Origin of the sequence: Chryseomicrobium aureum (assembly GCF_043182735.1) — a bacterium.
GTDB lineage: Bacteria > Bacillota > Bacilli > Bacillales_A > Planococcaceae > Chryseomicrobium > Chryseomicrobium aureum.
Genome location: NZ_CP171117.1, coordinates 667,759 through 683,347, shown reverse-complemented (window position 1 = coordinate 683,347; position 15,589 = coordinate 667,759). Strand labels below are relative to the sequence as shown.

Sequence of the window (15,589 nt, the reverse complement as noted above, 5' to 3'; positions counted from 1 at the left end):
GAATGACAATTGATTGTGTTCAGATATGGAATCGAGTTCTGGCTCCTAGAAATACACTCCACAAGCTGTCAGCCCCATCGAGGTAGAACCTCGCTGTGTCTGCCATCTTATCTCGGCATTTCTGGACAGTCGCCGCCACATCTAAATGTTGTCGAGTTCCGTGACCTAGAAACACGCTCCCAGACCGGCCGCACCCGATAAGACGAAGACCGTCTTCTCGTGCACGTCCGATCTACTCGGAGTTTCTTGCGCAGGTCACTTCACATCTCGTTTTTTGGTTAAGTCCTCGATCGATTAGTATTCGTCAGCTCCACGTGTCGCCACGCTTCCACCCCGAACCTATCTACCTCATCGTCTTTGAGGGATCTTACTTACTTGCGTAATGGGAAATCTCATCTTGAGGGGGGCTTCATGCTTAGATGCTTTCAGCACTTATCCCGTCCACACATAGCTACCCAGCGATGCCTTTGGCAAGACAACTGGTACACCAGCGGTGTGTCCATCCCGGTCCTCTCGTACTAAGGACAGCTCCTCTCAAATTTCCTACGCCCACGACGGATAGGGACCGAACTGTCTCACGACGTTCTGAACCCAGCTCGCGTACCGCTTTAATGGGCGAACAGCCCAACCCTTGGGACCGACTACAGCCCCAGGATGCGATGAGCCGACATCGAGGTGCCAAACCTCCCCGTCGATGTGGACTCTTGGGGGAGATAAGCCTGTTATCCCCGGGGTAGCTTTTATCCGTTGAGCGATGGCCCTTCCATGCGGAACCACCGGATCACTAAGCCCGTCTTTCGACCCTGCTCGACTTGTAGGTCTCGCAGTCAAGCTCCCTTCTGCCTTTACACTCTTCGAATGATTTCCAACCATTCTGAGGGAACCTTTGGGCGCCTCCGTTACACTTTAGGAGGCGACCGCCCCAGTCAAACTGTCCGCCTGACACTGTCTCCTGCCCGGGTCACGGGCATGGGTTAGAACTTCAATACAACCAGGGTAGTATCCCACCGACGCCTCCTCCGAAGCTGGCGCTCCGGGCTCTTAGGCTCCTACCTATCCTGTACAAGTTGCACCAAAGTTCAATATCAGGCTACAGTAAAGCTCCACGGGGTCTTTCCGTCCTGTCGCGGGTAACCTGCATCTTCACAGGTACTATAATTTCACCGAGTCTCTCGTTGAGACAGTGCCCAGATCGTTACGCCTTTCGTGCGGGTCGGAACTTACCCGACAAGGAATTTCGCTACCTTAGGACCGTTATAGTTACGGCCGCCGTTTACTGGGGCTTCAATTCGCACCTTCGCTTGCGCTAAGCACTCCTCTTAACCTTCCAGCACCGGGCAGGCGTCAGCCCCTATACGTCACCTTACGGTTTTGCAGAGACCTGTGTTTTTGCTAAACAGTCGCCTGGGCCTATTCACTGCGGCTCTCTCGGGCTTTCACCCTGTCAGAGCACCCCTTCTCCCGAAGTTACGGGGTCATTTTGCCGAGTTCCTTAACGAGAGTTCACTCGCTCACCTTAGGATTCTCTCCTCGACCACCTGTGTCGGTTTGCGGTACGGGCACCTCCCGCCTCGCTAGAGGCTTTTCTTGGCAGCGTGAAATCAGAAACTTCGGACTACGTCCTCCTCATCACAGCCTGGTGTTATAGATGCGGGATTTGCCTCACATCACACCTCACTGCTTGAACGTGCACATCCAACGGCACGCTTCCCTATCCTACTGCGTCCCCCCATCACTCAAATGGCGGGGAGGTGGTACAGGAATATCAACCTGTTGTCCATCGTCTACGCCTATCGGCCTCGACTTAGGTCCCGACTGACCCTGAGCGGACGAGCCTTCCTCAGGAAACCTTGGTCATACGGTGGATGGGATTCTCACCCATCTTTCGCTACTCATACCGGCATTCTCACTTCTAAGCGCTCCACCTGTCCTTCCGGTCAGACTTCGACGCCCTTAGAACGCTCTCCTACCACGCATACCCTAGGTATGCATCCACAGCTTCGGTGAACCGTTTAGCCCCGATACATTTTCGGCGCAGCGTCACTCGACCAGTGAGCTATTACGCACTCTTTAAATGATGGCTGCTTCTAAGCCAACATCCTGGTTGTCTAAGCAACGCCACATCCTTTTCCACTTAACGGTTACTTGGGGACCTTAGCTGGTGGTCTGGGCTGTTTCCCTCTTGACTACGGATCTTATCACTCGCAGTCTGACTCCCAGATACAAATCATCGGCATTCGGAGTTTGTCTGAATTCGGTAACCCGGGATGGGCCCCTAGTCCAAACAGTGCTCTACCTCCGAGATTCTTCATCTGAGGCTAGCCCTAAAGCTATTTCGGAGAGAACCAGCTATCTCCAGGTTCGATTGGAATTTCTCCGCTACCCACACCTCATCCCCGCACTTTTCAACGTGCGTGGGTTCGGACCTCCAGTGAGTGTTACCTCACCTTCATCCTGGACATGGGTAGATCACCTGGTTTCGGGTCTACGACCCCATACTCATTCGCCCTGTTCAGACTCGCTTTCGCTGCGGCTCCGTCTCCTCGACTTAACCTTGCATGGAATCGTAACTCGCCGGTTCATTCTACAAAAGGCACGCTATCACCCATTAACGGGCTCTAACTACTTGTAGGCACACGGTTTCAGGATCTCTTTCACTCCCCTTCCGGGGTGCTTTTCACCTTTCCCTCACGGTACTGGTTCACTATCGGTCACTAGGGAGTATTTAGCCTTGGGAGATGGTCCTCCCGGATTCCGACGGAATTTCACGTGTTCCGCCGTACTCAGGATCCACTCTGGAGGGCAATGGGTTTGGACTACAGGACTCTTACCTCGTGTCGTGGGCCTTTCCAGACCGCTTCGTCTACCCCTTGCCTTTGTAACTCCGTATAGAGTGTCCTACAACCCCAAGAGGCAAGCCTCTTGGTTTGGGCTCTTCCCGTTTCGCTCGCCGCTACTCAGGGAATCGATTTTTCTTTCTCTTCCTCCAGGTACTTAGATGTTTCAGTTCCCTGGGTCTGCCTCCGACCAGCTATGTATTCACTGGAAGGTAACACGCCATTACGCGTGCTGGGTTTCCCCATTCGGAAATCTCCGGATCAAAGCTCACTTACAGCTCCCCGAAGCATATCGGTGTTAGTGCCGTCCTTCATAGGCTCCTAGTGCCAAGGCATCCACCGTGCGCCCTTCCTAACTTAACCTAAGTTAGTGCTCTCCATAAAGAAGAGACTTAAGGTCACACGTCAATTCACTTGACGTTGTGTTTTGTTACAATCAATGTCGTTCTATCCAGTTTTCAAAGAACAGGTTGTTGAATGTATGAACATTCAAAACTGAACTGCAAGACGTCAAGTCAGACCAAACGGTCTGTTCCGAAATAATCCTTAGAAAGGAGGTGATCCAGCCGCACCTTCCGATACGGCTACCTTGTTACGACTTCACCCCAATCATCTGTCCCACCTTCGGCGGCTGGCCCCATAAAGGTTACCCCACCGACTTCGGGTGTTACAAACTCTCGTGGTGTGACGGGCGGTGTGTACAAGGCCCGGGAACGTATTCACCGTGGCATGCTGATCCACGATTACTAGCGATTCCAGCTTCATGTAGGCGAGTTGCAGCCTACAATCCGAACTGAGAATGGTTTTATGGGATTGGCTCCCCCTCGCGGGTTCGCAGCCCTTTGTACCATCCATTGTAGCACGTGTGTAGCCCAGGTCATAAGGGGCATGATGATTTGACGTCATCCCCACCTTCCTCCGGTTTGTCACCGGCAGTCACCTTAGAGTGCCCAACTGAATGCTGGCAACTAAGATCAAGGGTTGCGCTCGTTGCGGGACTTAACCCAACATCTCACGACACGAGCTGACGACAACCATGCACCACCTGTCACCGCCGTCCCCGAAGGGAAGGCCTAGTCTCCTAGGCGGTCGGCGGGATGTCAAGACCTGGTAAGGTTCTTCGCGTTGCTTCGAATTAAACCACATGCTCCACCGCTTGTGCGGGCCCCCGTCAATTCCTTTGAGTTTCAGTCTTGCGACCGTACTCCCCAGGCGGAGTGCTTAATGCGTTAGCTGCAGCACTAAGGGGCGGAAACCCCCTAACACTTAGCACTCATCGTTTACGGCGTGGACTACCAGGGTATCTAATCCTGTTTGCTCCCCACGCTTTCGCGCCTCAGCGTCAGTTACAGACCAGAAAGCCGCCTTCGCCACTGGTGTTCCTCCAAATCTCTACGCATTTCACCGCTACACTTGGAATTCCGCTTTCCTCTTCTGCACTCAAGTCCCCCAGTTTCCAATGACCCTCCACGGTTGAGCCGTGGGCTTTCACATCAGACTTAAGGGACCGCCTGCGCGCGCTTTACGCCCAATGATTCCGGACAACGCTTGCCACCTACGTATTACCGCGGCTGCTGGCACGTAGTTAGCCGTGGCTTTCTAATGAGGTACCGTCAAGGTACCGGCAGTTACTCCGGTACTTGTTCTTCCCTCACAACAGAGTTTTACGATCCGAGAACCTTCTTCACTCACGCGGCGTTGCTCCATCAGACTTTCGTCCATTGTGGAAGATTCCCTACTGCTGCCTCCCGTAGGAGTCTGGGCCGTGTCTCAGTCCCAGTGTGGCCGATCACCCTCTCAGGTCGGCTACGCATCGTCGCCTTGGTGGGCCGTTACCCCACCAACTAGCTAATGCGCCGCGGGCCCATCCTGTAGTGACAGCCGAGGCCGCCTTTCAACACCGGACCATGTGGTCTGGTGGATTATTCGGTATTAGCCCCGGTTTCCCGGAGTTATCCCAATCTACAGGGCAGGTTGCCCACGTGTTACTCACCCGTCCGCCGCTGAATCTGGAGGAGCAAGCTCCTCCTTCATCCGCTCGACTTGCATGTATTAGGCACGCCGCCAGCGTTCGTCCTGAGCCAGGATCAAACTCTCCATAAAAGAGAACTTAATAGAAGCTCATTTTGTTGCTGGCATCATAATGATGTCCATTTTTGAACGTCCATCACATCCCGTTAAAGGATGCGACTTGGTTCGTGTTTGCGTCACGCACACCCAACGGGGGTCGGGGCGGTGACGCTCTATCTTGACGTCTTGCATGTTCAGTTTTCAATGTTCATATGTCGTGTTGAGACAACTTTTATATAGTAACAAAACATTCAATGTGTTGTCAACTATTTATTTATTCTCTCTTGGCGACCTTTATATCTTAGCATCCTTTGCAATAGCCAGTCAACTAAAATTCAGTAGAAATATAATAACATTTTATTCTTAAAAATACAAGTGTATTTTTAAGTAATACAAACAAAAAAATCCTCATCAATAAATGATGAGGAATTGGAGTTTCTTCTTATAAGAATATAAAGTAAGCCAAGAAAATGAAAAATAGGCCATACATAATCGGATGAATCTCTTTCGCTCTTCCTGCAACTAACATTGTAATTGGATAGAAGATAAATCCGATTGCGATTCCTGTAGCAATCGAGTATGTCAGTGGCATCATCAAGATTACGAAAAATGCTGGTACTGCGACTTCGAATTTTGACCAGTCGATCTTACCAATTGAACTTACCATCAATACCCCTACAATAATTAAAGCAGGAGCTGTCACACTTGCCGTAATGACACTCAGTAATGGGTAAAAGAATAAAGATAGTAAAAATAATACTCCTGTTACGACGGCTGCAAAACCTGAACGTGCCCCTGCTGCTACACCTGCACTTGATTCTACATAGGAAGTAGTTGTCGATGTTCCAACGATTGCTCCTGCTGTCGTGGCAATCGCATCTGATAATAGAGCTTTACTCGCACGTGGAAGCTTTTCGTCTTTCATAAGACCTGCTTGGTTTGCGACAGAGATTAGAGTTCCTGCTGTGTCAAAGAAATCAACGAATAAGAATGTTAAAACAACGATTAAGAATTGAACTGTCAGTAGTGAAGCTGGATCATTAAAAATTGGTTCAAACGCAACACCGAATGTTGAGCTGACACTTGGCACTTCGCCGATAATTCCTGATGGCATAGGAACTAATGAAAATACCATTCCTACGATTGCTGTAATAGCCAATCCGTAGAATATTCCGCCCTTGATTCCCTTTACCATCATGATGACTGTGATCACAAGTCCAAAGATTGTGAGTAAGACATTCGGGTCTGTGAAATCTCCAAGGCCTAATAACACAGCGTCGTTATTTACAATAATTTGAGCGTTTTGAAGGCCAATAAATGTAATGAAAAGTCCAATCCCTGCTCCCACAGCATATTTTAATTCACTTGGGATCGAGTTGATAATGACTTCACGAATTCCAGTTAAAGATAAGATAATAAAGATAATACCAGAAAATAGAACACCTGTTAAAGCAACTTGCCAAGGGATTTCCATTGTTAAGATAACGGTATAAGCGAAAAATGCATTAAGTCCCATACCTGGTGCCAGTGCAATCGGGTATTTAGCAAGAATCCCCATGACGAGTGATCCGATTGCTGCTGCTAATGCAGTTGCAGTAAAGACTGCCCCTTTATCCATATACATAAAGTCTGGTAGACCTGGTACTGTTTCTAGAGAGAGCGTGATTGGATTGACGATTAAAATATACGCCATTGCTAAGAAAGTAGTGAGTCCACCGATGATTTCTCTTCGGTAGTTGGTGCCTAATTCTTCAAAACGAAAATACTTCTTCATAATTTCCTCCTGATTTCTGTCGCGAATAGCCTTGTCTACAGAAAAAGGGAGTATACGAATTCGCATACTCCCTCAATAAGCAAAACAAACCGACAAAAGTGGGAGTGCTGTGCTCATCGTAGTCAGATCATTTACGGTGATCCGGTAGAGACGTTCGGGCCTTATTCCCAAATATATACGACGACATGATTCAATTTTATAATCTTAGGATAACATTTCAGTTTTTCTCCGTCAACAGAAAAACCGAACATTATTTATATTTATTCCACGAAAGTTCGTTATTCCCACTCAATCGTTGCTGGTGGCTTAGAAGTAATGTCATAGACAACACGGTTGATGTGGTTTACTTCATTGACCAGACGAACAGAGATTTTCTCTAAAATATCCCACGGGATACGTGCCCAGTCAGATGTCATACCGTCAATTGACGTTACGGCACGAATTCCGATTGTGTAATCATATGTGCGTGCATCACCCATTACGCCTACACTGCGGATATCAGGTAGCACTGTGAAGTACTGCCAGATGTCACGGTCAAGACCAGCTTTTGCAATTTCCTCACGAAGGATTGCATCGGATTCACGAACGATTTCTAGTTTTTCTTCTGTCACTTCTCCAAGCACACGAATCGCAAGACCCGGACCTGGGAAAGGCTGACGCCAAACTAAACTTTCAGGAAGACCAAGCTCTGCTCCTAATGCACGTACTTCATCTTTAAAGAGTGTGTTTAATGGCTCGATCAATTCAAACTTCATGTTTTCAGGAAGGCCACCAACATTGTGGTGTGATTTGATTGTTTGAGCAGTAGCCGTACCACTTTCGATAATATCCGTGTAAAGTGTCCCTTGTGCGAGGAAGTCCATGTCTGAAAGCTTCGCTGCTTCGTCGTCAAATACATAAATAAATTCATTTCCGATGATTTTACGTTTCTTTTCAGGATCTGAAACACCTGCAAGTTTTGACATAAAGCGCTCACGAGCATCGATTTTGATGACGTTCATATTGAAGCCGTCAGCGAAAATTTTCATTACCTCATCTGCTTCATTTTTACGAAGAAGATTGTGGTCAACGAACATACATGTCAATTGATCGCCGATTGCTTTATGGATCAGTACCGCAACTACTGATGAGTCAACGCCACCTGATAGTGCGCAAAGTACTTTTTTATCGCCGACTTGCTCACGGATTTTCTCGACTTCAAGCTCGATGAAACTTTCCATCGACCAGTCCCCTTTTGCTCCACAAACTTTGAACACGAAGTTCTCGATTAACTGGTTTCCATAAATCGAATGACGAACTTCTGGGTGGAATTGGACAGCATAAAGATTTTTTTCAACGTTCGCCATCGCTGCCACTTCACATGAAGGACTTGTTGCGATGACTTCGAATCCTGGAGGTGCAACTGTTACATGGTCACCATGGCTCATCCATACAACTTGTGAATCTGGTAAAGAATCAAATAGATGTGTAGGGTTTTGAACAGCGATGTCTGCTTTTCCGTATTCACGTTGCATTGCGCGCTCCACTGTTCCACCGAAATAATGTGCCATCAATTGCATACCATAGCAAATACCTAGGATTGGAATATCAAGTTCGTAGATTGCTGGATCGACGTGGAATGCATTCACGTCATACACAGAGTTCGGACCACCTGAGAAGATGATTCCGACAGCGTTCATCTTTTTGATGTCTTCTGCTGTAATTGTATGGGGATGTAATTCACTGTATACGCCAAATTCACGAATGCGACGCGTGATCAATTGATTGTACTGGCTACCAAAGTCGAGTACGACGATTTTTTCTTGTTCCTGTAATAAAGGAGCAGCTGTCATGTGTTTGTCCACCTCATTGATTAGTATCACAGGTTCTGTCATGAAAAAAACGCATAGATGCCTTGATCTATGCGTCTGGTGTGGTCTACTGAAGTCCATCTAAAATGAACAACTAAAAGGACGAATAACGCCCCTGCATGTGCATGACGAAATCCGTCCTCATAGTCAAGTCATTTCCGGTGACTTGGTAGAGACATCCATACCAGATTAATGGACATATACGAGGCCTGTGTAGTTATTGAATTGTACCTAGTGTACAGCCTTCGTAGGGCAAAATCAACTGCTTAGGCGATTGATTAAATATTCCCAACTTTCCCGCAAGTGCTCCGGTTTTTCTGGTGTCCCTTTTCCGTATAAATGGCGCTCGTAATGGGTAGTCAAATTACGCATGTGCCCTTCGCCAAAATAGTTGTCGATCTGGGCGGCGTAGCGCGTCAGTGTATGCCCTGGTTCTTTCGGTAATCCATACAGCGCCAAATAACGAAGCAGTCGCGTATATAATTTTTCAAATTCTTCTGCTGATTGATCTGAAGCCAAATAGCGGCGCAGCCAGAATTTCGGCAACCATTTCAAACGGAACTTATAAAGTAAGCTTCCGATGACACCGAGTAAACCGAATAAACCGAGCAGTCGCCATTTGTTGGCATCGAGCCATTCAACAGCAGGTTCTAATGAGAAGTTCGATTGCTGTGTCGTCTGTTGATCTGGTGTTTCTTGCTGTTGTTGCTCTTGTTGTTCAATTTCTTGTTGCTCTGCTGCAAGTGCATCGTCTGGACTTAACTCGATGTCAAACTCGATATCCGGTGTATTCGTAAATCCGATAGTCGGCTCAAAATTCATCCAGCCGATTCCAGGTAAATACGCTTCGACCCATGAGTGCGCGTTGTTATTCGTCACTTGAAAGATTTGCTCACCGTTTTCAGCTTGTACAACTTCGCCAGGAGCAAATCCTTTCACCCAGCGCGCTGGAATATCAGCTGCACGAAGCAAGACGACCATAGACGTCGAAAAGTTGTCACAGTACCCGATTTTTGTATCAAACAAGAACTGGTCAACGTAATCTGTGTCCCCTTCCGGAACGGCCACGTTGTTTTGACTGTAGGTGAAGCCATTCGTTCGGAAATACTGTTCGATGGCTTTTGCTTGGTCATAAACACTTTGTTGCTCAGAAGTAATATCAAGCGCTAAGTCTCGCACACGTTGCGGAAGTGTATTCGGAAGCTGCAAGTAACGGTCAAATTCTGAACCAATCGTTTGTAAATCTTCGATGGCAGTTGATCGAAGCTCACTTAACAAATAACTTGGCTCTGCAAAGTCGACACTGTAACTTTGCGGTTCTACAATTGCTTCTTGATCGACTGCATCAAACTTGTTTGTACTGAGGTTGAAACGGACGTCAAAGGGTTCTCCGCTCGTATAGGACGTTGCCCCGTACGTATGGAAAAGAAAAGGGAAATCCGTTTGCATGTCGAATGTCATTTGTTGCACATCGTCTTCTACGCTAGGTGGGAAGTCTAATGCAAATTCTTCCTCTTGTTGATAGTAATCATAGACAAGCTGAGGTTCTGATTGGATCCACCCTTTCGATGTATACGTATCCTTTGTTTCTACACGGTAGTAGCCACGAGAGGTGGAAGTTACTTGGAATACCTCGGTATCATCACTGATGAATGAGCCTCCGAGTTGTTCATCATTTTCATCATAGCCGACTTTATTGATTCCTCCTGCCCCACCTGGACCAGTCCCTGACTGCGGATTGGTTGAGTAGAAATACGGCACGGGGTCTGGCCATAATGGTCCAGCTTTTGGGAGCACGATGGCAAGTGATACAGAAAGAAGAAGAAGTGCTGCTGTAAACGCAATGCCAATGTAGCGAACTTGCTTTTGGTTCTCGTGCAACTTAAATAAGAATAGGAAGGCACTGACTCCTAAACCGATGACAAAGACGCGAACAATCGCTGCAGAACCGTCATACGGAGTAAATGTGTCAAGAATGCCGATGATAATGACTGTTAAAATAAAGAATACAAATATAGTTGCACGCATGCGAATCCAGTAGCCAATCAAATAGACAGTCATCCACAACAAAACAAAAAATAGGATTGTGCGGAACGGATCAGTCATTTGTGTCAAATCCAATGTAATCAGTTGTGTGATATTGAAAATGAGTTCAGTCAAAAAGAAGCGAATACTCTCTCCACTTAAAATCGTGAACTCTGAATAAATAGAAACGATGAACCAATAAATATAAGCAATTTTTACAAATCCACTGATCCACCAAGGGGTTTTCAAAAATAACAAGATGAAGGAAATCGCGACAAAAATGTAGAACACGCGAATAAAACCAATATTCGTCAATTCCGCAATTGGGCCTAACCATTCAATAAGTAACAATAAGGCAGCTAAAAACGTCACGGCCTCCATAATAAATGTGCGCTGCTTCATCGTTTGGCCACCTCCCCGAATGCATCCGGGAATTGAGACGGTGAGACGGTGATGACCGACCAACCTCGTGCTTTCGCATACTCTTCGACTGGCAGTTCAGCTGAAGTCAGCCGCGGAGCATTTTCCCCTTTTACTACAAAGCAAATGCCTTCTCGTAAATTCGGTGTCATGTGTGTAAGTGCTTCAATTCGTGCTTTTTCAAGATAAGCAGTAATACAGATAATGCCCTTGAACGTACCCAGTCGTTTGTCTTCAGAAATCAATCGACGCATCGCTTGAGCTTCGATTGCTTCCGTTGTGGCCAATTCTCGTTTTGCTCTTTCTACATGTCCTTGGTGCTGAACAGTCGTCAGCATCATGCCCTTGGAACCTGGAATGATGAATGCACCGGTGGAATCCGACTTTTCCATTGCATGAACGACAGAGAGTGTGAAGTCGATGGCATCGTCAAAGCTTTGTCCTTCTGTTCGGTCAAGGTACAACAAAGTATCTTGGGCTTGACGATCTTCGAAATCTTTTGTTCGCAGGGTTTGACTTTTCGCAAACGATTTCCAGTCAATCCAGGAAACCCGGTCACCTGGTTGATACTCACGGACTCCTGTTGCAACAGAGTTTTCTTTATGCGCTTGGAAACGCGCTCGTGCTGCACCTTGATCATAATTGGAAGCAATCGGCGTATAGAAAAGGTCTGTCACACGAGGATACACCGTTATCTGGTGCGGACTTGAGACTATCCACGATTTGCGTAACCAGCCGAGAAGGTCGACGAGTTCAAGTTCTACATCGTCAAATATGTATATACCGCGTGGCAATTTCTCAATGGCATACGTGAGCGTAATGGATCGGCGGAAGCCTACAAATACAATACGTTGTTTTGGTTCATAGTCTTTAAACGGTGGATAGTCTCTTACTTTCATATAGTAGAGGGGCCACCAGTCATTTCGTGTTATATGGAGAGTGACTTCAAGTGTTTGACCACGTGTGAGTTCACCTGAAGTCAATTCGCGCTCCACTGTCATTTTTCGGACAGGGTAAAAATAAATAATGAGCGCAAAAATTAGAAATGGGATGATAGCATAGAGTAAAAACCAACTGACAAACCCACCTTGAAACATTGCGTATGCAAAACTTGCAACTCCTATCAGTAAGAGGCCTATCAAGCCTGCATGGTGTTTCATGTCGCAACATTCCGTTCCACAGGCACAGGAGTGCGCTTGATGATTTCTTTCAAAATCGCTTGCGCCTGCATCCCTTCATATCGAGCTTCTGGTTTCAAGATAATACGGTGTGAGAATACGAATGGGGCGAGATATTGAATGTCGTCAGGCATGACAAAGTCTCTGCCTTTCATTAAGGAGTACGCCTGCGCTGCTCTCATTAGTGCTATAGAAGCACGTGGACTCGCACCTAAATAGACATACGGATCGTTTCGCGTACGTGTTGCAAGCTCGACAATATATGTTTTCAAGACGTCCGAGACATGCACCGCCCGCACTTCTTTTTGAATCGCTGTCAGCTCTGCTAGTGAAATCACCGTCTCAAGTTCCTCGATTGGCACATTGTGTTCAAGACTGTTTAATACCTGAACTTCTTCCGTCACAGTCGGGTAGCCCATTTTGAGCTTCATGATGAATCGGTCGAGCTGGGCCTCTGGAAGTGGATACGTCCCTTCATGTTCAATCGGGTTTTGTGTAGCCATAACAAAAAACGGTTTAGGGATCGCAAGTGTCTCTCCGTCTACGGTGACAGAGGATTCTTCCATCCCCTCAAGTAGTGCAGATTGGGTCTTTGGCGATGTCCGGTTAATTTCATCGGCAAGAACAATGTTCCCCATGATCGGGCCAGGTCGAAATTCAAATGCCATTTCTTTCGGGTTATAGATGGAGACGCCTACAACGTCAGATGGGAGTAAATCTGGGGTAAACTGGATGCGGCGGAAATTAGCACCTGTGGATTTTGCTAAAGCACGAACAAGCATCGTCTTCCCAACACCAGGCACATCTTCTAATAGAATGTGGCCTCCTGCTAATAGAGCTGCTACCGATAGTTCTGCGACTTCACGTTTTCCTATTATCACTTTACTGATATTCTCTAATACTTGGTCAATCTTCAATTTGGCGTCCATTGCGCTCGTCCTCTCTATAGGTCCGGTCATTTTTCGAAAATTACGTCAGTTCTCTTTTAGCATACCCAATGACCTACAAGAAAACAAATAAAGAGACTGCAAATGCAGCCTCTTCACTAGGTTTATTTTTTCCACCACGTGTCAAATACAGTGACGGGCATCGTACGTTTATGACGCGAGCGGATAAAGTAGCCTTCAATCTTTTCTTGCGCCTCTAGATCAATCTGTTTTCCTTCAAGGTAGTCGTCGATATGATCATAGGTAACGCCTAATGCCACTTCGTCTGGAATCGCCGGACGGTCTTCTTCTAAATCCGCAGTCGGGATTTTCATATAAAGATGTTCTGGAGCTCCAAGTTCTTTTAACATCGCACGACCTTGGCGTTTGTTCAGACGGAATAAAGGGGTAAGGTCCACACCCCCATCGCCGTATTTTGTGTAGAATCCAGTAACAGCTTCAGCTGCGTGATCTGTACCGAGCACCACACCATTGAAACTTGCAGCAATCGAATACTGAGCCTTCATTCGTTCACGTGCCTTTTCGTTTCCTTTTGCAAAATCACTCAAGTCAACTCCTGCTTCTAGCAATGCTCGGTCGCTTGCATCCACAGCTTCTTTGATATTAATAGTAATCTTTCGGCTAGGTTGAATGAATGCGAGCGCATCTTGACGATCATGTTCATCAAACTGCACACCATAAGGGAGACTGACTGCAATAAATTCATAGCCCCCCTCTGTTTCTTCATTCAATTCGTCTACAGCCATTTGAGCAAGTTTACCAAGTAACGTAGAATCTTGCCCTCCAGAAATTCCAAGTACTAGTGATTTTAAAAAGCTATGTTTTTTCATGTAGTCTTTCATGAAATCAATCGTCACACGAATCTCTTCGTTCACATCAATTTGCGGCTTTACACCAAGCTCTTGAATAATTTCTTGTTGCATTGTCATTGAACTTTCCCTCCTGTCGCTTTATGCATGTCGACCATTTCTTTCACTTCTTGAATATTGCGCATTTTGTTGTCCCAGCATTTTTGACTCAGGTCGACAGGATATTCTTCTGGGTTCAACGAACGTTTGTATTCATCCCAAAGGAGTGTCAGGTTGGACTTCGCGTAAGCCTGCATCTCAGGTAAAGTTGGGTTGTCATAAATCACACGGCCATCTGCCACTACGTGATGATGCAAATCAATGGCATCAAAGTTGGTAACAAATTTTGATACGAATGTATGAACCGGGTGGAACATTTTCAAGCGATCCTCTTTCGTCGGATCTTCTTCTTTAAGTGTAATGTAGTCCCCTTCTGCTTTTCCGTTTTCACGGTCGATGATGCGGTAAATCCTTTTTTCACCGGGAGTCGTCACTTTTTCAGTCGTAGAAGAAATCTTAATCGTATCTTCCATTTCTCCCGCATCATTTTCGATAGACACGAGTTTATAAACGGCGCCGAGTGCAGGTTGATCATACGCAGTGATCAGCTTTGTCCCGATTCCCCACATGTCGACTTTGGCCCCTTGTGCCTTTAAGTTCAAAATTGTGTATTCATCTAAATCGTTGGAAACCACCACTTTTGCGTCTGGGAAACCTGCTTCATCAAGCATGCGACGTGATTCTTTAGACAAGAACGCAATATCCCCGCTATCGAGTCGAATGCCGACAAAATCTATTTTGTCCCCTAGTTCTTTGGCTACCTGAATCGCTGTCGGTACACCAATATTAAGCGTGTCATACGTATCGACTAAGAACACACACTTTTTATGGCGCTTGGCGTAGGCATGGAATGCTTCGTATTCAGATTTATACGCCTGAACCATAGAATGGGCATGTGTTCCTGAAATCGGAATGCCAAATAACTTTCCTGTGCGCACGTTACTTGTTGCTTCTGCTCCCCCAATATAGGCAGCACGTGCTCCCCAAATAGCTGCATCCATCTCATGCGCTCGGCGTGAACCAAATTCCATGACGATTTCGTCTTTGACCACTTGTTTAATGCGTGATGATTTCGTCGCAATCAACGTCTGGAAATTGACGATGTTCAGGAGCGCCGTCTCAATGAGTTGGGCTTCGATTAGGGGTGCTTCTACACGCACGAGTGGGGCTTGCGGGAAAGCGAGCTCTCCTTCACGCATGGCATAGATGTTGCCGGTAAATCGCAGGTCCTTCAAATACGCTAAGAAATCTGCCTGATAGCCTTGTTCTTCTAAATATGCGAGGTCTGATTCACTGAAACGGAAGTTCTTTATATAGTCGAGAATCCGTTCTAGCCCAGCAAAAATTGCATACCCATTGCCAAACGGGAGCTTCCGGAAGAACAGTTCAAACACGGCTTTGCGCTCGTGCATGTTGTCTGCCCAGTAGGCCTCTGCCATGTTGATCTGATAGAGATCGGTATGTAATGTTAAACTGTCATCTGCATAAGGATGATTCATCTCGTCGCCTTCTTCCATACATAATTAGTTCTTAGTATACCCTTTTCCCCGAAAATGTGACAAAAAATCATTTCTTTTGGA

Annotated in this window: 7 protein-coding genes, 2 rRNA genes and 2 riboswitches; all 9 genes read right to left on the bottom strand. The window is 46.6% G+C overall.

Annotation, left to right across the window (positions count from 1 at the left end):
• Window positions 1-274: 274 nt before the first annotated feature.
• A 23S ribosomal RNA gene (locus tag ACF3OH_RS03745) occupies window positions 275-3,200 on the bottom strand.
• A gap of 187 nt (window positions 3,201-3,387) precedes the next feature.
• Window positions 3,388-4,940 (bottom strand): 16S ribosomal RNA (locus tag ACF3OH_RS03740).
• The 16S and 23S rRNA genes sit together here, the layout of an rRNA operon.
• A gap of 409 nt (window positions 4,941-5,349) precedes the next feature.
• Window positions 5,350-6,681 carry an NCS2 family permease gene (locus ACF3OH_RS03735; protein WP_204590663.1) on the bottom strand — a complete coding sequence of 444 codons (1,332 nt, stop codon included), beginning with the start codon at window positions 6,679-6,681 and terminating at the stop codon, window positions 5,350-5,352.
• A 99-nt stretch (window positions 6,682-6,780) separates the two neighbouring features.
• A riboswitch (purine riboswitch) is annotated at window positions 6,781-6,882 on the bottom strand.
• Window positions 6,883-6,959: 77 nt separating this feature from the next.
• Window positions 6,960-8,513 carry a glutamine-hydrolyzing GMP synthase gene (gene guaA / locus ACF3OH_RS03730; RefSeq protein WP_392455865.1) on the bottom strand — a complete coding sequence of 518 codons (1,554 nt, stop codon included), beginning with the start codon at window positions 8,511-8,513 and terminating at the stop codon, window positions 6,960-6,962.
• Window positions 8,514-8,655: 142 nt separating this feature from the next.
• A riboswitch (purine riboswitch) is annotated at window positions 8,656-8,757 on the bottom strand.
• Window positions 8,758-8,789: 32 nt separating this feature from the next.
• Window positions 8,790-10,958 (bottom strand): transglutaminaseTgpA domain-containing protein, encoded by a 2,169-nt coding sequence (locus tag ACF3OH_RS03725; RefSeq protein ID WP_392455864.1) that lies wholly within the window; start codon window positions 10,956-10,958, stop codon window positions 8,790-8,792.
• On the bottom strand, window positions 10,955-12,136 hold the full coding sequence (locus ACF3OH_RS03720; protein WP_204590666.1) for a DUF58 domain-containing protein: 1,182 nt from the start codon (window positions 12,134-12,136) through the stop codon (window positions 10,955-10,957). The genes ACF3OH_RS03725 and ACF3OH_RS03720 overlap by 4 nt, the downstream gene beginning before the upstream one ends.
• Window positions 12,133-13,083, bottom strand: coding sequence for a MoxR family ATPase (locus tag ACF3OH_RS03715; RefSeq protein WP_204590667.1), 951 nt, complete (start codon window positions 13,081-13,083; stop codon window positions 12,133-12,135). Before ACF3OH_RS03715 ends, ACF3OH_RS03720 begins: the two co-directional genes overlap by 4 nt.
• 122 nt (window positions 13,084-13,205) lie before the next feature.
• Window positions 13,206-14,030 carry an ammonia-dependent NAD(+) synthetase gene (gene nadE, locus ACF3OH_RS03710; protein WP_392455863.1) on the bottom strand — a complete coding sequence of 275 codons (825 nt, stop codon included), beginning with the start codon at window positions 14,028-14,030 and terminating at the stop codon, window positions 13,206-13,208.
• A complete protein-coding gene (locus tag ACF3OH_RS03705) occupies window positions 14,027-15,508 on the bottom strand; it encodes a nicotinate phosphoribosyltransferase (protein WP_204590670.1) in 1,482 nt (493 codons plus the stop codon). The genes nadE and ACF3OH_RS03705 overlap by 4 nt, the downstream gene beginning before the upstream one ends.
• Between the last annotated feature and the right edge of the window lie 81 nt (window positions 15,509-15,589).